The following is a 19,657-nucleotide window of genomic DNA, read 5'->3' as shown; positions in this document are numbered from 1 at the left end:
TAAATGAAGATGAACAAATACCTATGCATAATCATTATCCTATTTATAACAGCCTGTAGGGAACAGCCCAAACCTATATCTAAACCAGAGGTTGTCACCATCTTCGATGCTAATTTTGAGATTCTGAATGGGAAAGTAAAGCAATTAACTGAAACGTCTGCAACATCTTATGCGGGGGTCGAAACAACGGTTACCGATTTTGATTTACATGGCAATGCAACACAAAAGATTAATAAAAATGACGCAGAAGACTCTTGGAAATATGTATATCAATACGACAGGTCCGGGAAGAAAACAGGGATGATTGCACACGGTGGTGGGATGCACCCCGAGTTTCACCAGTTGCGCTATCAATACGGTAAGGCCGGGCGGGTGGCGGTAATGGCCTTTTACACCAAAGCGCTCAAAGACGATTCGGATTCTGAATTAAAAGAGAAAAAATTCTATTATAAATATGATGACGCGGGAAACATGGTGCAAACCGATGGCTATTATGAGAAAGATCGCCAGTTTGCCAAAAGATATAAATATAACCTGCAACATTTTTTAACTGCAATGGATGTTTTTATAGGCGATCAGCGATACGAAAGCCGGTCGTTTTACAAATATCCGTCTATCGACAAACAAGGAAATTGGCTAAAAAGAATTGAGACCCGCATAGGTTACGAGCCGGGCAGAGAGGACACTGTAACCCGCAAAATCACCTATTATTAACGTTTACCAAACCGCAGAAATATGTTCATGAATAAATATCTGTTGCTTTCGTTGTTTTCGGTAATGCCCTTTGCCCAAACAGGCAACACAACAAAATCAACAATACTGCTAAATGAACGCTTTGAGGTGTTGAACGGTCGCGTAAAGCAACTCATAGAAACAAGCGTTAGCTTAAGAGGAAGCCCCCTTTTGCAACTGCACAACGACACGCTAATCTTTGATAAAAAAGGCAATCAAGCGAACCCTGACGGCACCTTTAAGTATAACGCTATATTAAAAGTTAATGAGGGCAATGAGTCGGAGGCAAAGTTTTCGGTTGGTTTATATACGAAAGCAGTTTACAGAATTGACAATAACGGCAATGTGGTACAAGCACTTTACTATAATAAAGACGGCTTTTATGAACGAACTGTTTACACCTTTGGTCCGGGAGGTAGGGTAAGTCAACAGCAAACGTATGACAAATTGAGTGTGCTGTTTCGGATCGTGAAATACGACTATGATAAAGACGGTAATATGGTTAAACAGTGCAATTATTGAGCACGGGAAAATGGCACTTTTGAAAAAGTATCTATAAAAAACACATACCTGTCCTTTGATAAAAAGGGCAATTGGACAACATTGGTTCAATCCTCTGAAGATCATGCGATATCCGAAGGCACCGATACAATACGACGCAAAATCACATACTATTAAAAGCAGATGACATGAAAATCCCTTTATTCATACTCGCCATCTTAACATTTGCTTTTTGCAAAAAGCCTGTGCCTACAAGCACAAACCTTGAGCACCAAATCAATACCACCTATTACGCCACCAACTTAGAAGTGTTGAATGGCAAAGTAAAACGGATAGTTGAAATAAGTAAGGATGCCTATTTGCTTAAGGAGGCTACGGATTTTAATTTAAACGGCGACATTATTAGGGCTCAAATGAAAGGGGGGTGGAATTGCCTCGTAAAGCACACTTATAAATACAACAAGGAGGGGAAGCCATCGGCCTTAGTGGTGTCCAACGGTTTCAGGGACGGGGAATATAAATTTGGCAATAACGGCCGCATATCCATGCGTAGTTTTGATACAAAGTTGTACGATTTACACGGACCTGTCCAAAAAAAATTCTTTTACAAATATGATGCATCCGGTTACCTTATTCAAGAAGATGGTTATGCGGGTGCCGAACACCAGTATTCCAATAAGTTTAAATATAACGACAAGCATTTATTGACAGAAATGAGTAGTTTCTATAGCGAAGGCGGCCCTGAAGATAAAACAACCTTTATCTACCTACTCGTAGATAAAAAAGGAAATTGGCTTAAAAGGATTACGATGCACTCTGATGTTAGCCCCGGCAAAGCCGACACCATAACCCGCAAAATCAGCTATTATTAACCCCATTCCCCGCCCCATAAATCTTTTTGAAATATTTTTAAAATCCCTATTGCCTATTTGCTTTAAAAACCTGATATTTGCAAACTCTTTTTAGGAGAAGAGCGAGAATTAAAAAAATATTTGTCATGTCAAGAATTTGTGATCTAACAGGAAAAGGCTACATGAACGGTAACAGCGTATCAAACTCGAACGCTAAAACCAAACGTAAGTTCTATCCAAACTTACAGTTGAAAAAGTTTTACATCCCTGAAGAAGATAAATGGATTACTTTAAAAGTATCTACTTCTGCTGTTAAAACTATCAGCAAACTCGGTATTACTGCTTGTATCAACAAGTTCGTAAAAAAAGGTTCTATTTAATAAAGCATAGTTTGGGCGAAAAGTGCTGAGTAATATCAACGCCTAACGCTCAAAACTCAAAACAATACACACGATGGCTAAGAAAGGCAACAGGGTTCAGGTAATTTTAGAATGCACAGAGCATAAAACCAGCGGCATGCCGGGTATGTCTCGCTACATTACCACCAAAAACAAAAAGAACACAACCGAGCGTTTGGAAATGAAAAAATTCAACCCGGTTTTACGTAAAGTAACCGTTCACAAAGAAATTAAATAATAATTGGCTGATAAGTCATGGGTGTAGTTTTTAAATCACTCATTCACTAAATCAATCATTCAAAATTAAAAAGACATGGCAAAGAAAGTAGTTGCAACGCTGAAAGTAGCAGGTAAAGGCAAAGAATATTCAAAAGTTATTACAATGGTTAAGTCGCCACGCACTGGTGCTTACTCATTCAAAGAGCAAATTGTACCTAACGATGGCGTTAAGGATGCAATTGCCGGTAAATAATACCCGGTAAAACTTTTGCTAAAATATTAAAAGCCGTCTTGTATATTACGAGAGGGCTTTTTTGTTGATTGTCTGAACCGGGGTTCATCGAATTAAAGGATTAACAGGATTCTGAAAATTCGTAAAGCCCAATAATTCGGATTCTGGCAATCATCTGCACATCCACATATCTAAAATCCGCACATCTACATATGGGATTATTTGATTTTTTTAAGAAAAAGGAAAGCACGCAGCAAGAGCAGCAGGCGCTTGATACCGGGCTGGAAAAAACCAAGGACAATTTCTTCTCAAAATTAACCAAGGTTGTTGCCGGTAAATCAACCGTTGATGATTATGTGCTGGATGATTTAGAAGAAGTGCTGGTAACGTCAGACGTTGGCGTAAGCACCACCCTCAAAATTATCGATCGCATACAGGCCCGTGTTGCCCGCGATAAATACGTAGGCACCAGTGAACTGAACGGCATTCTGAAGGATGAAATACAAAAGCTTCTTGCCGAAAACAACAGCAACGATTTCCAGAATTTCGAATACGGCAACCACAAGCCCTATGTAATAATGGTGGTTGGCGTAAACGGCGTAGGCAAAACCACCACCATCGGTAAGCTGGCCCATAAGCTGAAACAAGCCGGCAACCAGGTAGTGCTTGGCGCTGCTGATACCTTCCGCGCGGCCGCTGTGGACCAGATAAAGCTTTGGGGCGAGCGCGTAGGCGTAAAGGTTGTAGCACAAGCCATGGGCAGCGACCCTGCGTCGGTAGCCTTCGACACTCTGCGTTCGGCAGTATCCAACGGCGACGATGTAGCAATTATTGATACCGCCGGTCGTTTACATAATAAGGTAGGGCTGATGAACGAGCTCACCAAGATCAAGAACGTAATGCAAAAGGTTATTCCCGGTGCCCCGCACGAGATATTGCTGGTACTGGATGCATCAACCGGGCAAAACGCAATTGAACAATGCAAACAGTTTACCGAAGCCACGGCAGTAAATGCATTGGCTTTAACCAAGCTGGATGGCACTGCAAAAGGTGGTGTAGTGATAGGGATATCGGATCAGTTTAAGATACCTGTAAAATATATAGGTGTAGGCGAAGGGGTGGAGCATCTGCAGTTGTTTGATCGAACTTCCTTTGTCAATAGCCTTTTTAAATAGCCCAGTTGTCATTGCGAGGAGCGGCCGGGGAGAAAGCGCAGGGGCGACGTGGCAACCTTATAGGACAAGCATCGCTACTGTGCAATGTGGCTAAATGTCCTATGAGGTTGCCGCGCTATCGCTCGCAATGACATAATTTAATATCATGAGAACTAAAGAAATCAGTCAGCCAAAGAAGTTATTGAAACCCCGTGTAAACGTGGTTACCCTTGGCTGTTCAAAAAATATTTATGATAGCGAAGTACTGATGGGCCAGCTGAAAGGCAACGCCTATGATGTTGTACACGAGGCCGAAAAGCTGCGTAACAACGACATCATCGTTATCAATACCTGTGGTTTTATCGATAACGCCAAGCAGGAATCTATCGATACCATCCTGCAGTACAGTGAACTAAAAGAACAAGGTAAAGTAGGTAAAGTGATTGTTACCGGTTGCCTTAGCGAACGCTACAAGCCCGAGCTTGAAGCCGAGATTACCAACGTCGATGCCTACTTCGGCACCAACGACCTGCAAAATATCTTGACGAATATAGGTGCTGATTACCGCCACGAGCTGATTGGCGAGCGCCTCTTAACCACCCCTTCGCACTTTGCATACTTTAAAATTGCAGAAGGCTGTAACCGTCCCTGCTCGTTCTGCGCCATCCCTTTGATGCGCGGAAAGCACGTAAGTACGCCGATAGACCAGCTGGTTAAGAACGCCGAGAGCCTGGTAAAAAACGGCACCAAAGAGCTGATCCTGATTGCGCAAGACCTTACTTACTACGGTCTCGATATCTATGGTAAACGCAACCTCGACGAACTGTTGCGTCGCTTAAGCGATGTAAATGGCGTGGAATGGATCCGCATGCAATACGCTTACCCGGCAGGCTTCCCGATGGAAGTTTTGGATGTAATGAACGAACGCGATAATATCTGCAAATACCTTGATATGCCTTTGCAGCACATTACCGATAACATGCTGAAATCGATGCGCCGCGGTTTAACCAAACAGAAAACCATTGATGTGGTGAACGAGATTCGCGACCGCGTGCCCAATATTGCCATGCGCACCACCCTTATCACCGGTTACCCCGGCGAAACGGAATACGATTTTGAAGAAATGCAGCAATGGGTGGCCGATACCAAATTCGACCGCCTGGGGTGCTTCACCTACTCGCACGAGGAAAAAACACATGCCCACTCTTTAGTAGATGATGTGCCCGAAGAAGTAAAACAGGAACGTGCCGACGCCATCATGGAAATCCAACAGGGTATAAGCTTCGACAAAAACCAGGAAAAAATAGGCAATACCTATAAAGTACTGATTGATAAGAAAGACGGCGGCTACTTTGTAGGCCGTACAGAATACGATTCGCCCGAGGTAGATAACGAGGTGCTAATAGATGCCAGTATTGATTACGCAGCCGTTGGCAGCTTTGTTAACGTAAAAATCAACACCGCTGAGGACTTTGACCTTTATGGACAAATTGTAAAATAAGCCCATTTTTGCAGCACGGTGTTTGAATTAGGATTTTAAAATCTAAATTCGACATCCAGATAAGCGATATCGGATTTGCAACCCAAATCTAAAATCGTAAATCTAAAATCGTAAATCCAATGGACGCTGCCTGTATTGACTATAAAGAAACGGGATACTTTTCCCAAACCGTTATCGACTACCTGGACGATGTGCCGGAGTTAAGGTCCTTTTACAGTCACCGCCCCACGCTTAAAGGCTTTGCCGAATTATTCGAGCATAAAAAAGTTATTGCCGACCGCCAATTGTTGGTAAAGGTTTTAACCGAGCAGTATTTTGGCAAGTCCGGAAGTTCGAAAGACGATAAGTCCGAAAGTAAGAATTTTCCTGAGTTAGAAGCCGCCGAATTCGTCCGCAAGAAAATTGAATCGCTGGCTTCGCCCAATACTTACACCATTACTACCGGACATCAGCTTAATATATTTACCGGCCCGCTTTATTTCATTTACAAGATAGTAACTGCCATTAAGCTTTGCCGTGAGCTGAAGGAAGCGCATCCGGATAAAGATTTCGTTCCGGTTTATTGGATGGCATCTGAAGATCATGATTTTGCGGAGATCAACTACACCAACATCGGCGGCAAAAAAGTGCATTGGTGGTACGAGGCTTCGGGCGCAACGGGCCGCATCAACCCCGATACCATGCGCCAGGCGCTAAACCAGTATAAAGGCGTGCTGGGTATCGACGGGCACTCCAACGAGTTGGGCGAAATGGTAGAAACCGCCTACACCGCCTTCGATAAACTGGCCGATGCTACACGCTATTTGGTAAACGCCCTGTTTGGCCGGTACGGACTGGTTATCATAGATGCGGATGACCATCGCCTCAAGCAATCCTTCTCCCCTATTATCGAGCGAGATATCATCGAACAAAACAGTTTTAAAAACATCAGTGCCGTAAACGAAAAGCTACAGGCCCTGGGCGTACATATACAGGTAAACCCGCGCGAAATCAACTTCTTTTACCTGAAGGAGCAGCTTCGCGAGCGCCTTGTATTTGAAGATGGCCTGTATAAAGTAAACAATACAGAGATTGCTTTCACCGAGGAAGAACTGAAACAGGAAATTGCCACCACGCCCGAACGCTTCAGCCCGAACGTGGTGATGCGCCCGCTGTACCAGGAATGCATTTTGCCCAACATCGCCTATATCGGCGGTGGCGCCGAGTTGGTTTACTGGCTGGAACTGAAATCGAATTTCGACCATTACGGGGTTGATTTCCCTATCCTCATCCTCCGCAATTCGGCCCTGGTTATCCCCAAGGACACCGCCGCCAAAATAAAGAGCATGGAGCTTGCCCCGGCCGAATTATTCAAAAGTACCGACGAGATAAAAAACGGCTGGGTAAAAAAACACAGCAATCACGACCTTACCCTCACCGAAGAATGGCGCGAAATAGAGCGCACCTTCGAAAAGATAAAACTACGCTCGCATAAGATCGACCCTACCCTCGCCCCTTCCGCCGCCGCCGTACAGGCCCGGCTGAAACATGCCATGGATAGCTTCCAGAAGAAACTGGTAAAAGCCGAGAAACGCAATTACCAAACACGGCTGGAGCAGATAGAGCACATCAAAACCGACCTCTTCCCCAAAAACAGCCTGCAAGAGCGTCAGGAAAACTTCGGCCTCAGCTACGTAAAATGGGGCCAGTTGTTTATAGATGAACTCATCCGCAATTTTGAGCCGCTGGACTTTAAGTTTACAGTGCTGACGGAGTAACCACATGGAAGGAGTAACCTACATAGATGGATTTTTATCACGCCCCGAGGAAACCTTTAATATTTTAAAAGGTACGGTGTCCTGGGATGAGCGCATGACCGTACGAAAGACCGCCAGCTATGGCGTAGCTTATAATTACTCTCAAATCAGCTATCCTTTTAAGCCGCTATTACCAGAGTTGCGGCAGATATGCACCAGTACAGAAAAAGAACTTGGCTTTATGCCGAACAATTGCCTTATCAATTATTACCCCAACGGTAAATCGAAGATGGGCTTTCATTCCGACCAGATCGACATCCTGGAAGCTGATACAGGCGTTGTTATAATTTCGTTGGGACAAGCCCGCATATTGCGGTTTAGGGAAATAATCGATAAAACACATACCATTGATTTTGAACTATCGTCGGGCTCACTGTTTTATATGACTCAGGATGTTCAGGCAAAGTGGGAACACGCTATCCCGGAAGCCGCTATCGATGCCGAAAGAATGAGCTTAACATTTAGAAAAATTAAGTAAAAAAGCTATCTTAAGGTTATAATTTTCGACCCATGGCCTTCAATTCCACTATTCTTATCATCCCCGGACTGGGTAACTCCGGTCCGCAACATTGGCAATCGTACTGGGAAAACACTTATGGCTTCATTCGTGTACAGCAACAAGATTGGGAGACCCCAGATTGTAACGACTGGATAGAAACGTTGAATCAAGCGATTAGCGCCTATGATCCCGCCAATGTGATATTGGTTGGCCACAGCCTCGCCTGCTGTACCATAGCTTATTGGGCACAAAAATTCGGTACAAAAATAAAAGGCGCATTATTAGTTTCCCCAAGCGATACCGAAGCCGAAAGCTATCCTGCAGGCACTACCTGCTTTACCCCGATGCCTTTAAATAAATTGCCGTTCCCAAGCATAACCGTAGCCAGCACCAACGACTTTTACGTAACACCCACCCGCGCAAAACAATTCGCCGATGCATGGGGAAGTACGTTTATCACCATTGGCGATGCGGGGCATATCAACGCTGGCTCGGGCCATAGCCAGTGGACGGAAGGACTGGCTTATTTACAAGATTTAGACGATCCGGCAAAAACTCAGGTTTAAGTACGGATTATAGTCAATCATTATCGCCAATTAAAACTCAATAATAATGGAGGAAGAATTAACCCCGCATCCAACAGCGCGTATGTCCACCATACCCGATAGGAGTTTTTGGGTATATTGGGCCTTATGCCTGGTTTTTTACATCTATAACCACTTCGCATCCCGGCAGTATGCCGACAAAGTTGGGGAAGCAATCGTCGGCGCAGGTATAGTGATGGGCGTTTTTTGTACGCTGGCCTTGTTTCTTATCGGGCAATTTATAACCGGCGCACGTGCGGCCAGGATATTCACCAAGTTCTGCTACGTGTTTCAGGCAGTTACGTTGTTGAGTATTATATACGGTGTGTTTTTCTAGCCAGAAAAATTAATCTTCCCTTCTTAAAAATCCCGTTAATGAAAATGCCGGCTTGTGTCGGCATTTCAATTTTATGGAAAATATTTTAGTTCGTTATTTCCGCGGTGAATTTACCTTCGGTGATAATTTTTGTGTGAGGGGTGCCCGGGCCAACTATAAATTCTTTAAGTGTACCCTGAAAAGTACCTGATACTTTGTTTCCGGATACGCTAGTAACGGTAATACTTGTCGAGGTTGAAGCGTCGTCTACAGAAATCATATAAGAATCATCATCTTTAGTAGTGTACAACACAAGGCCCTGTTCTCCAAAAGCCGCAGCAGACGAATAGGTTTTGCCGGCCGTTATAGTTCCGTATATTGTTAACGACATATTCGTGCCATCCGCAGCAGTGCCTTCTATGCTGGTAAAGTCGGTTGAGCCCTGCGTACCCTTAAAGCCAAGGATATTGTTGTTGAAAGCTGTAGCGGTACCATCAACCTTAGCCGAGATACTCAAGGCTGGTTGGTTGTTCGAGTCCTTTTTGCAGGAGCCAAAGGTAAGTACGGCAAAAGCGGCGGTAAAAAGTAAAATTGATTTAATTGATGTTGTGATTTTTAAGTGTTTAGGCATGTTTTTATATTATCGATCCGACGAATTTCAGTTCTTTGCAAAGATAGGTAAATGAAGCACTATCTTTAACTGAAGGTGTAAAAAATTAACGAAAACGCTATCTGTTACCCATTCTCACTTCACCGCCCCATAGTTCTTCAGCAACCTCATCACCGCATCATGCGGCAGTGCGTAAGAGGTATTGCCTTTAATCCCTTCATAGTTGTCTCTGGCAATCATGCGTCCGGTATGGGCCTCCCTTACAGCTTGTACGGTGGCGTCATGATCTGCAGGTGCTGTTAAAAAAACCGCCCTAAGCTTGATGTAATGTAATATGAGCATATAGTTCGATGGCTGCAACAATATCCAATATATAGCATTTTTGCTTTGTAAAAGCCATGGTATTCTCTATTTTTGTTGCACTAAATCTTATGCATATCACTACCCAATACTACGTATGAAAAAACTGTTACTTCCTATTTTTGCGATTGTGGCAATAAGCACCACCTTGTGTTTACTTACGGGCTGCGGCAAAGGCGGCAGCACACCCGAGCCAACGCCACCGGTAGTTGTGGCAAAAATAACATCATTAAGCCCCACCTCCGGCACGCCAGGTACTATAGTTACCATAACCGGGACAGGCTTTAGCACCACAAGCACAAACAAAGTTCTATTTAACGGCAAGGAAGCGGCAATTACTGCTGCAACCTCAACAGAGCTTACCGTAACCGTACCCGCTGATGCAGGTACCGGCTCAGTAACTGTCTCCGTAAATGGAGCCACAGCGGTTGCCGGGCCGGTATTCACCTACATCGAACCGGCGAAAATAACATCCATTGATAAAACAGAGGGGGCATACAATAGCATTATAATAATAACAGGCACCGGTTTTGGCAATGGTCCCGACCAAAATAAGGTTTACTTTAACGGAAAAGAAGCGACAGTTACCGCAACTACGGCAACGCAACTAACTGTAAAAGTACCGCTCGGCGCAGGCACGGGAGTTATAACACTTTCAGTAAATGGTGCACCAAGTATTACCGGCCCGGCATTCGCTTATAAACTCTCTTACGTCATTTCACAATTTGTTGGCGGTAACGGGGCTGTAACCGGCTTTGTAAACGGCGATGGTCCCTCCGCTCGGTTCAGCGGCATTCAAGCACTTGCCTTTGACGCGTCTGACAATCTTTTCATGGTAGACAATTCCAACCACATGATAAGGAAGGCTACCCCATCCGGCATAGTGAGCAGCTATGTGGGCAGTAACGATTTTTATGGAGCGGCTTACAATGGCTCACTTAATTCACACTATTTAAATTTTCCGATTAGCTTAGCCTTAGACCCAACAGGGAACATTTACATTGGAGAGTCTTTTTTTTATATTGAAAAAGTTACGGTTGCAGGTGCTTATTCTACCATAAACATGCCTTCATTAGGGACGCCTTCAAACACAGGCTCGCCTTCGAGCTTATGTTCAGATGCCGCAGGCAACGTTTTTGCCACCGACTATCAAAACAATGTTATTTTAAAAATTTCACCGGCAGGTGCGGTCACCGCGTTTGCCGGATCTCCAACAGGCGTTGCAGGATACGCAAATGGAACCGGCACCGCAACGCTTTTTAACGGTCCCGAAGCAATAACTATCGATAAAAATGGCAACCTATACGTTACAGATAACGTAAATCAGAAAATCAGAAAAATAACGCCGGCCGGCGTTGTGTCTGACTACGCATCATTGGCGTTTTACGCAATAAACTCAATAGCGGTTGATACAGATGGCAATGTTTATGTCGGCAATGCCTCGTATCTCGGCCGTAACGCTGTTGTAAAAATATCTCCCGACCTGCAACAAACAAGGATACTGGATATTTATACAGATATTACCGGCATCGCCGTGAATAAAAACAACGAACTGTTTTTTTCAGGCAACAATAACGTGTTCAAAGTGGCCTACCAATAAACTGCTTGCCCATGCTCGTATCCGAACCCGCAGTTCGCCAATTCACCCAAAACATCTTCCTGGCCATGGGCTGCAGCGAAGTGCACGCCGCACTGGCCGCCGACGTACTGTTGAAATCAGATCTACGGGGTATCGACTCCCACGGTGTGGCCCGGCTTAGCGGCTATATACGCCTGTGGGAGAAGCAGCGCATCAACCCCACCCCCAACATCCGTATTATCCATGAAACGGCCACTACAGCCACAATTGATGGCGACGCCGGGCTTGGCTTGGTGGTGGCCCCATTTGCCATGCAGGTTGCGATAGAAAAAGCAAAAACCTATGGTTCGGGTTGGGTATCGGTACGCAATTCCAACCATTTTGGTATTGCGGGTTACCATGCGCTGATGGCCGTTGAGCAGGATATGATTGGCTTCGCCATGACCAACGCCAGTCCGCTGGTTGCTCCTACATTTTCCGGCGAGCGGCTGCTGGGGACCAACCCGATGTGTTACGCTTTCCCGGCAGGTAAATACCCGCCGGTGATAGTGGATATGGCCACATCTGCTGCCGCTAACGGCAAGCTGGAAATTGCCCAACGCAGCGGCAAGCAAGTACCCGAAGGCTGGATACAGGACCAGCAAGGCAACCCTACTACCGACCCGCACGCCCTCAAAACAGGCGGCGCGTTACTCCCCCTCGGCAGCGACCGTGAGCACGGTAGCCACAAAGGTTTCGGACTGAGCGCAACGGTGGATATCTTATCGGGCGTATTATCGGGTGCCGGCTTTGGGCCATGGGTGCCGCCCTTCGTATCGTTTTTAGAGCCGCCGGTAAACCCGCCCGGACAGGGCATAGGGCATTTTTTGGGTGCTATGCGGGTTGATGGTTTCCGCCCTGCGGATGCCTTCAAAGTAGATATGGATATCTGGATTGAGCGCTTTAAATCTGCCTCCACGATTGACCCCAACCAAAAAGTAATTATCCCCGGCGAACCCGAACTGGAAGCCGAACTGGACAGAATGCAAAACGGCATCCCACTGGTGGATGCCGTTGCCAAAGATTTGTATGAGTTGGCGGTGAAGATGGGCGTTGCGCCTCTCGGTGAATAATGCTGCTTACTTCGCTTTGATCACCACCGAAGCCGGTGCCAGCCCTGCCGATGTTGCCGTAAGTGTTATCGTGCCTGCCTGCTCCTTGCTTTGTATTATCGCCAATGCCAACCCGTGGAAGGCTTTGCGGTAATTGGCTTTAAAGGGGTCGTGGCTTACCGGGTCGCCGTTATCTACGCTGGCTATGGTGCCCACACCTGTTATTTTAAAGTTTACCAGATTATCGGCATTAGGCACCAGGTTGCCGTCTTTATCCAAAATCCTTACGGTAACAAACGATAAATCTTTGCCATCCGCTTTGATATTGCTCCTGTCAGCTGTCAGCTCGATTTTGGCCGGTGCGCCTGCTGTGTGTATCTCTTTTGTTAAAACAACCTTGCCGTTCTTACGCGATACCGCTTTTAGCGTACCCGGCTCGTATTTCAGCCGCCACATTACGTGCAGGTCGTCGCCGGTTTTCTTTTTGATGCCTACCGATTTACCGTTGAGGTAAAGTTCCACCTCGTCGGCATTGTTGTAGTAGGCCCAAACATCCACGGTTTTGCCGGCCTCCCAGTTCCAATGCGGGAAGATGTGCAGCACGGGTTTGTTTGTCCACTCGCTTTTGTACATATAGTAAACATCCTTCGGGAAACCCGCCAGGTCTATCACCCCGAAATAAGAGCTGCGCGATGGCCAGCTATACGGCGTTGGTTCGCCCAGGTAGTCGAAGCCCGTCCACACGAACATGCCCGATAGCATTTCGTATTTTTTTATCACCTTCCAGGTAGCTTCGTGGGTAGAGCCCCATGGTGGTCGCACGTTATCAAAAGCCGAAACATTATTGCCCTCGCGTTCAAACGGCTTATCCCCTTGTGGGGGCCATATCCGGATACTGTCTGACGGCATATCGTAATACCCGCGTGTTTCCAGCCCCGAAGTGGTTTCGGTAGCGATGAACTTCTTACCGGGGTACCGTTTATGGAAACCTGCGTACTCGTTTTCGTGGTAGTTATAACCAATCAGATCCAACGCGCCTGAAGCAATGATGTTGCTGGTCAAACTCGGGTCGTTATTAGCAGAGGTAATAGGCCTGGTCTTATCCAGCGAGCGCACTATGGCGGCCAACTCGCGGGCTATTACCCGGCCAACGGTATCAGTTTTGCTGTACTGCTCGCCAATTTCGTTGCCAATGCTCCAGATGAAAACCGAAGGGTGGTTACGGTCGCGAAGTATCTGGTCCTCCAGGTCGCGCTTATGCCATTCGTCCCAATACAGGTGGTAATCGTACTTGGTTTTTTGCATCTTCCACATATCGAAGGCTTCATCCATCACGATGAAACCCATCTTGTCGCAAAGGTCGAGCAGTTCGGGCGCGGGCGGGTTATGCGAGGTACGGATGCCGTTTACGCCCATGCCTTTCAGTATCTGTAATTGCCTTTCGAGGGCGCGGGTATTGATGGCCGAGCCCAGGCTACCGAGGTCGTGGTGATCGCAAACGCCCAATATTTTCATGGGTTTGCCATTTAATATAAATCCTTTATCCGCATCGAATTCGAAGGAACGGATGCCGAGTGGGGTGGTGTAGGTGTCTACAACTTTTTTATCAACCAGTACCTGCGTAACCACCTTGTACAAGTAAGGCGACTCCACCGACCATAAGCGCGGTGCATAAACAGAAAGTGTGGTTTCGAATGTTGTAACAGAATCAGCTAATTGCGGTTTTGATGGTATAGACCCGGCTGTCGCCACGAGTTTATTATCCGCATCAAATATCTTAGTTGTAAGTGTATATGGCGTAACTCGCTTCTGCAAGTTCCTGATAGTTGTTTTTACCGATACACCTGCCGACTTTATACCAAACCTTGGCGTAGTTACATAAGTCCCCCAATGGTCAATAGCTACCGGGTTAGTGGTTACCAGCCAAACATTGCGGTATATTCCACTGCCCGAGTACCAGCGCGAGTTGGGCTGCTGCGAGTTATCTACCTTTACGGCAATAACGTTTACGCCACCGTAGTTAAGGTATTTGGTCAACTCATATCTAAAGGAGATATATCCATTGGGCCTGAAACCAAGGTGGTGGCCGTTCACCCAAACATCGCTGTGGTGGTAAACGCCGTCGAAATCGATATAAACCTGTTTACCTTTTGAGGCCAGTGGAACGGTAAAGGTTTTGCGGTACCAGCCAATGCCGCCGGGTAGTGCGCCACCCTCGGGCGATGCCGGGTTATCTTTATTGAAAGTGCCCTCTATACTCCAATCGTGCGGCAGGTTTAGCACGCGCCAATCCTTATCAGCGGCCGAGGCCTTATCGGCATCCTTCACATCACCTAAATGGAATTTCCATCCTTTATCAAAATCGGCTACGGTACGGGCAGATTGTGCCTGCGCATTACCCATGGCGGCAACAAAAAATAAAAGCAGGGCAAGGCCCTTTTGGCAAATTTTCATGAAAGCGGCGTTTATATATTGAGTGTCAAATATACAATTATACCGCAGGCTGAAAAGCAAACAGGCCTTTATAATTTTTGCGGTATGCGATCAGTAAGAAAACGTTAAGCCCCAATACCGTGATACCCAAAGGCAGTAGTTGCTGCCCCAGGAAAACCTCGAACAAAAACATGTTCAGCGTAATTGGGAACAGCGCAATAAGAAATAAAGCCGTAAAACGGTTGGCGAGCAAACTTATGCCGCACAGCATTTCCAATATTTTTAAACAGGGAAAAAAGTACTCCGCACGGGAAAGCGTCATGAGGTAATTATCGGCTTTCCTATCCAGCAGTGGGAAATGCACAATGCTATCCATTACCTGCACAAATTGGTTAATGCCAAAAATAAGGAAAATGAGGCCGAGCAGGATGCGCGCGATGAGTACAGCTATTTTCATGATATTGGGCTTTAAGTGGTTATCCAAATATAATGAAAGGAACTAATTAAAAAAAGCGGTTAACCGTAGCGATGGGTTTTAAACCCATCGCTACGGTTAAAGCCCCCTCTAAATTGCGAAAGGCACCCCTCACAGGTGCCTCCTCGCGTTTTTGAATATAGAAACAGATCAGTATAAGCTGTAGATTAAAACGGTGGCGGGCCGCCCATGCCTGGTCCACCCATACCGGGACCACCCGGGCCACCCGGACCTGATGGCCTTGCGCCTGCGAATTTCTGCAACCTAAGCGTAAAGGTGAGCAGGAAGTAACGACCCAGTTTATTGGCATTGGTTTGCGTAATGTAACTGCCGCTACTGGTAGTGGTGTAGCCGGTGTTCTGGTTAAACACATCGTTCACCGCGAAGCGCAGGGTGCCTACGTTGCCCTTTAAAAAGCGGCGTTCTACATACGTATTCAGGATGTTGGGGTTTGTTGAGCCCGTGTATCCATAGTATATCTGCTTGCTGAAATCGTAGCTCAGCGTCCAGTCTTTAAAGAAATAGTTCTTGCCGTTTAGCCCAAGCGTAAGCGTGCTGAATTTAGTATTCACGTTGGCAGCGCTCAGCGTGTTGGTGGTGCGGTTAACGGCGTATGTGGTATTCGCTTCCGCATCAATAATATCCGTAATGTTTACCCTAAACCTTACCCCTTGTGACAGCACCAGGTTTTTGGCGATATTCTTTTCAAGCGATAAGCCATCGGTGCCGAAACCGCCTATGTACGATATATTGTTGTTGTAGTTGGCATTACCCTGAAAAAACAGGTTGTATTTGCGTTTAGCCCATGGCTTGGCAAACACGTAGAACGCATTGGCGGCGTAGTAACCATCGGCATTTTGGTAGGTGGTTAAAATAGAGCCCGCCAGGTTAGGGTCTGATGCGTTTACCGGGTAGTTGATGGTGGTAGATACGATTTTGTTGTTGCTCTGCGTAAAGCTCAGGTTACTGAAGAACACATTGCCCGATGCAAAATCGAACTTATTGTACCGAATCGAAAGCACGTTGTTGAACTCCGGTTTCAAATCGGGGTTACCTTTAACGGGGTACGATGCCGTAGAATAATCGGTAACAGGCTGCAGCTGCGTATAAGTAGGTTGCTGACTGGTACCGTTATAGTTGATACTGAGCGATTGGCTCCGCGAGAAATTGTAGATGAACCTGGCAGTTGGTGCCACGTTGAACTGCTCCTTACGGTTTACGGCAAAGCCCGGCGAGCTGCCTTCCAGTACCGATGGCTGCGCTACCACGCCCAGTGTGTAGTTGTACTTTTTATCGATGAAGCGGAAGTTAAGCCCGAAGCGGTTGGTGGTAAAGTTGTATTCGTAATTATTGGTAAGCAGCGCATAGTTGTTGCGCACGCCGGCATCGGTAAGGGTATCGGTGTTCCTGTCGGCAGTAGTGTTTTGGTATTTATAGCCATAGGTAAACTCCAGGTACGATTTTTTGGCCAAAGGCTCCAGGTACGATACGTTTACACCCACGCTATCGGTACGGCTCGCGGTATTGATCAGCTGGTTGGCCGGCGCGTTTTGGCGGGTACCCGGCGTATAAACGTAAATCGGGTTTTGGTACTGATCGATATTGTACGATCCTGCACCCACATTCAGGCTAAAGTTACGCCCCTTTTTGGCGAAACGGTGATTGTACAGCACGTTGCCGCCATAGTTTGGCGCGGTAGAGTGCAGGTACGAGCTGAAAGTATAATCGGATATGATCTGCGTAGCGTTCATCAACTGGTTGGCCGCGGTTTGATCGGTAGTGATGGCTGCAAAGGCAAAGCTCGGCGTTATCTTCAGGTAGTTGACCGTATCGGGCTTGTACTCTATATTGAAGTTAAAGCGGTGGTTAAGGTTGCTGGTTTCCTGTATGCTGCTTTGGTTGTTGGTGCTGGGGTTATCTATCGAAATGTTGTTCTGTATAGTGGTGCTGGTGGTATTTACCGTATTGTTGGCAAAACTGTAGCTGCCATATACGGTTGTTTTTTTGCTCCAGCTATCGCGATAGTTGAAACCTATGCTGCGCGCGGTAGTGATACCGTTGCCGCTGTTGGCATTGCCGCCCGGGCCGCCCCGCGGACCGCCACCTCCACCGCCCCCCGGCGGACCTCCGAAGCTGAACAGGTTGGTATTAGTATTGTTCAGGTTACCCAAAACAGCCAGCTGCCTGTCGCCATCAAACCTGAATAGGTTGCCCTGCGCCACGTAACGGCCGTTTTCGGTGCCGTTGGGCAGCATATCCTGCCCGCCGCCAACACTGGCCTGGCCAAAGTAACCATAGTTTTTGCTGGGCTTAATGTTGATGTTCAATATCTTATCGGGCTCGCCGGTTTTTACGCCGGTAATGTTGGCCTGGTCGCCGTAGTCATCAACCACTTGTATGCTTTGTATAATATCTGCGGGCAGGTTGCGGGTGGCGGTTTTCACGTCGCCCCCAAAAAAGTCCTTGCCGTTTACGCGTATCTTGGTAACGCTTTTGCCCTGTGCGGTTACGTTGCCGTCTTTATCCACATCCAGGCCGGGCATTTTCTTTATCATATCCTCCACAGGCGCACCGTCGCGCACCTTGTAGGCGGCGGCGTTGTATTCTACCGTATCTTCTTTAAGCTTTACGGCATTAACATCGGTAACGGTTACTACGCCCAGCATGCGGGTGTCTGATTTAAGCACGATGGGTAGCAACGTAAAGGGAGTGGTTTTATCATCAAGCGTAAAGCGGCGTTTTATAGGCTGATAACCCATAGACAGTACCACCAGGCTAAACTCCTTCACGGTAACGTTATGGAAAATAAATGCCCCGTTGGCATCGGTTATAATAGCGCTGCTATCTGTAGCCGTAATCATTTTTAGGGTGGTACCGGGCAGCGTAACGCCGGCGGTATCTTTCACCACGCCTTTTACATCCCGGCCTGCCTGGGCAAATACCTTAATATTGAGCAGTAAGGCGAGGGCTACGAATAAGTATTTAAGTTTCATATATTTTTTGATGATGCACAAAACAATAGCTTTGGGTGCAGCTAAAAAAACGGGATAGACCGATAAGGGTAATGTGTAGACGGATACGTCATTTTACCCGATGAAAAGCCGATAACAGTCAAAAGGAGTAATAACTGAGTTTCGGCGGTTGGCATCGGGTGTCCATCGGTAAAAACACCCTCCCCGTAGATTTTGATTGGGGATATAGCCTGCAGATATGTAATATTGTAACATCCTGTTTACAAACCTGTTAATTAAATGATATTTCAACGTTTTAAAAACTCATTCGGCAGCATCCTTATCCAGGCGCTGATATGGATAGTGCTGGGCAACGTGCTGCTGTTTTACCAGCCCTTTCTGCGCGATATAGAGGTGCCCTACCAGTTTTGGATAAAGCAAACCTTTGTATTTGCTTTGCTTATTGGCGCGTATTATTTAAATGCTTACGTGCTGGTGCCTGCCTTTCTGCTTAAAAAGCGTAACGGTATTTACTTTTTGCTGCTTACGGCCATTATTATAGCCATTGTGTTTTTAACCGGCTTTGCCGACAAGTTTTTCAACATCCGCGAATTGCTGGAAGAAGCTTTTCATAAACGCGGCCCTATCAAACGCGGCTTTGGCAAGCATGGCTACTTTGATACGTTCACCATCACCATTACTTCGCTTGTGCTGGGTATTAGTACCAGCGTGGCTACTGTGCAAAGCTGGCAAAAGAACAGGGCCCTGCAAAAAGAGATGGAGGCCGATAAAATAAGCTCCGAGCTATCCTTTTTAAAGGCGCAGATAAACCCGCATTTCTTCTTCAACACGCTCAATAATATCTATGCACTTACGTTGGTGAATGTGGAAACCTCGCGTACGGCGCTGCACCAGCTTTCGCGCATGATGCGGTACGTATTGTACGACACCCAGAACAGCACCGCCCTGCTGAGCCAGGAGATTGCCTTCATCAAAGACTATATCAGCCTGATGCAACTGCGCCTTACCGATAAGGTTACGGTGAACTACGCATCGCCCATTCCGCTGAAGGAATACCCCGTAGCGCCTATGCTGTTTTTGCCCTTCGTGGAGAATGCCTTTAAGCATGGCGTAAGCGATACCCTGCCCAGCACCATAGAAGTACGCATTACGCAGGAGGAAAACCAGGTAAAGCTGCACGTGCAGAACACTAACTACAAAAAACAAGGTGCCGACCTGGAAGATAATAAAGGCATCGGCCTGGCCAATACCATCCGCCGGTTAGATTTATTGTATCCCGGCAAGCATATACTGGAGGTGGATAACAATTTGGAAACGAATGTTTATACCGTTAACTTAACGCTTTCATTATAAA

General features: G+C 46.4%; 20 protein-coding genes. 15 read left to right on the top strand and 5 right to left on the bottom strand.

The features are described 5' to 3' along the window. Positions 1–3 precede the first annotated feature (3 nt). The 12 genes from AC1DXC_RS13040 (at position 4) to AC1DXC_RS12985 (ending at position 8,804) form a co-directional block, all read left to right on the top strand. Complete coding sequence (locus AC1DXC_RS13040; RefSeq protein ID WP_477459582.1) at positions 4–714, top strand: hypothetical protein; 711 nt, start codon at positions 4–6, stop codon at positions 712–714. Between the two features lie 27 nt (positions 715–741). Continuing rightward, positions 742–1,254, top strand: a complete 513-nt coding sequence (locus tag AC1DXC_RS13035; protein ID WP_477459581.1) for a hypothetical protein — start codon at positions 742–744, stop codon at positions 1,252–1,254. Positions 1,255–1,421: 167 nt separating this feature from the next. Next, positions 1,422–2,105: a hypothetical protein gene (locus tag AC1DXC_RS13030; RefSeq protein WP_477459580.1), complete on the top strand. Its 684-nt coding sequence runs from the start codon at positions 1,422–1,424 to the stop codon at positions 2,103–2,105. A 125-nt stretch (positions 2,106–2,230) separates the two neighbouring features. After that, entirely contained in the window at positions 2,231–2,464 is a 234-nt protein-coding gene (rpmB, locus tag AC1DXC_RS13025) for a 50S ribosomal protein L28 (protein WP_067187494.1), read from the top strand. 73 nt (positions 2,465–2,537) lie between these two features. Continuing rightward, the gene (gene rpmG / locus AC1DXC_RS13020) at positions 2,538–2,720 is read left to right on the top strand and encodes a 50S ribosomal protein L33 (protein WP_067063463.1); all 183 of its coding nucleotides are present in this window, start codon (positions 2,538–2,540) and stop codon (positions 2,718–2,720) included. Positions 2,721–2,795: 75 nt separating this feature from the next. Continuing rightward, positions 2,796–2,954, top strand: a complete 159-nt coding sequence (locus tag AC1DXC_RS13015) for a DUF4295 domain-containing protein (protein ID WP_477459579.1) — start codon at positions 2,796–2,798, stop codon at positions 2,952–2,954. Positions 2,955–3,145: 191 nt separating this feature from the next. Further along, the gene (ftsY, locus tag AC1DXC_RS13010; protein ID WP_477459578.1) at positions 3,146–4,108 is read left to right on the top strand and encodes a signal recognition particle-docking protein FtsY; all 963 of its coding nucleotides are present in this window, start codon (positions 3,146–3,148) and stop codon (positions 4,106–4,108) included. A 145-nt stretch (positions 4,109–4,253) separates the two neighbouring features. Then, positions 4,254–5,588 (top strand): 30S ribosomal protein S12 methylthiotransferase RimO, encoded by a 1,335-nt coding sequence (rimO, locus tag AC1DXC_RS13005; RefSeq protein ID WP_477459577.1) that lies wholly within the window; start codon positions 4,254–4,256, stop codon positions 5,586–5,588. A gap of 119 nt (positions 5,589–5,707) precedes the next feature. Beyond that, positions 5,708–7,345 carry a bacillithiol biosynthesis cysteine-adding enzyme BshC gene (bshC, locus tag AC1DXC_RS13000; protein WP_477459576.1) on the top strand — a complete coding sequence of 546 codons (1,638 nt, stop codon included), beginning with the start codon at positions 5,708–5,710 and terminating at the stop codon, positions 7,343–7,345. A gap of 4 nt (positions 7,346–7,349) precedes the next feature. Further along, positions 7,350–7,862, top strand: a complete 513-nt coding sequence (locus AC1DXC_RS12995) for an alpha-ketoglutarate-dependent dioxygenase AlkB (protein ID WP_477459575.1) — start codon at positions 7,350–7,352, stop codon at positions 7,860–7,862. 32 nt (positions 7,863–7,894) lie between these two features. Next, positions 7,895–8,449, top strand: coding sequence for an RBBP9/YdeN family alpha/beta hydrolase (locus AC1DXC_RS12990; protein ID WP_477459574.1), 555 nt, complete (start codon positions 7,895–7,897; stop codon positions 8,447–8,449). A 46-nt stretch (positions 8,450–8,495) separates the two neighbouring features. Continuing rightward, positions 8,496–8,804, top strand: a complete 309-nt coding sequence (locus tag AC1DXC_RS12985; RefSeq protein ID WP_477459573.1) for a hypothetical protein — start codon at positions 8,496–8,498, stop codon at positions 8,802–8,804. Positions 8,805–8,889: 85 nt separating this feature from the next. Here the strand turns inward: AC1DXC_RS12985 and AC1DXC_RS12980 are convergent, their stop codons facing one another. Together AC1DXC_RS12980 and AC1DXC_RS12975 are read right to left on the bottom strand one after the other, a co-directional pair. Beyond that, positions 8,890–9,414: a hypothetical protein gene (locus AC1DXC_RS12980; RefSeq protein ID WP_477459572.1), complete on the bottom strand. Its 525-nt coding sequence runs from the start codon at positions 9,412–9,414 to the stop codon at positions 8,890–8,892. Positions 9,415–9,528: 114 nt separating this feature from the next. After that, positions 9,529–9,735: a hypothetical protein gene (locus AC1DXC_RS12975; RefSeq protein WP_477459571.1), complete on the bottom strand. Its 207-nt coding sequence runs from the start codon at positions 9,733–9,735 to the stop codon at positions 9,529–9,531. A gap of 115 nt (positions 9,736–9,850) precedes the next feature. Between AC1DXC_RS12975 and AC1DXC_RS12970 the strand changes: the two genes are divergently transcribed. Further along, positions 9,851–11,353, top strand: coding sequence for an IPT/TIG domain-containing protein (locus AC1DXC_RS12970; protein WP_477459570.1), 1,503 nt, complete (start codon positions 9,851–9,853; stop codon positions 11,351–11,353). An 11-nt stretch (positions 11,354–11,364) separates the two neighbouring features. After that, positions 11,365–12,444 carry an Ldh family oxidoreductase gene (locus tag AC1DXC_RS12965; RefSeq protein ID WP_477459569.1) on the top strand — a complete coding sequence of 360 codons (1,080 nt, stop codon included), beginning with the start codon at positions 11,365–11,367 and terminating at the stop codon, positions 12,442–12,444. 6 nt (positions 12,445–12,450) lie between these two features. Here the strand turns inward: AC1DXC_RS12965 and galB are convergent, their stop codons facing one another. From galB to AC1DXC_RS12950, 3 genes are all read right to left on the bottom strand, one after another. Beyond that, positions 12,451–14,877 carry a beta-galactosidase GalB gene (gene galB / locus AC1DXC_RS12960; RefSeq protein ID WP_477459568.1) on the bottom strand — a complete coding sequence of 809 codons (2,427 nt, stop codon included), beginning with the start codon at positions 14,875–14,877 and terminating at the stop codon, positions 12,451–12,453. A gap of 37 nt (positions 14,878–14,914) precedes the next feature. Continuing rightward, positions 14,915–15,313, bottom strand: coding sequence for a hypothetical protein (locus AC1DXC_RS12955; protein ID WP_477459567.1), 399 nt, complete (start codon positions 15,311–15,313; stop codon positions 14,915–14,917). Positions 15,314–15,498: 185 nt separating this feature from the next. Continuing rightward, entirely contained in the window at positions 15,499–18,324 is a 2,826-nt protein-coding gene (locus AC1DXC_RS12950; RefSeq protein ID WP_477459566.1) for an outer membrane beta-barrel protein, read from the bottom strand. Between the two features lie 258 nt (positions 18,325–18,582). Here AC1DXC_RS12950 and AC1DXC_RS12945 point away from each other — a divergent pair, with 258 nt between their 5' ends. After that, complete coding sequence (locus tag AC1DXC_RS12945; protein ID WP_477459565.1) at positions 18,583–19,656, top strand: sensor histidine kinase; 1,074 nt, start codon at positions 18,583–18,585, stop codon at positions 19,654–19,656. Position 19,657: the final 1 nt, after the last annotated feature.

The sequence above is a fragment of the Mucilaginibacter sp. P2_D11 genome, assembly GCF_056404435.1.
The sequence above is the reverse complement of the archived record's forward strand: the minus strand, read 5'-3'. Positions and strand labels throughout refer to the sequence as shown.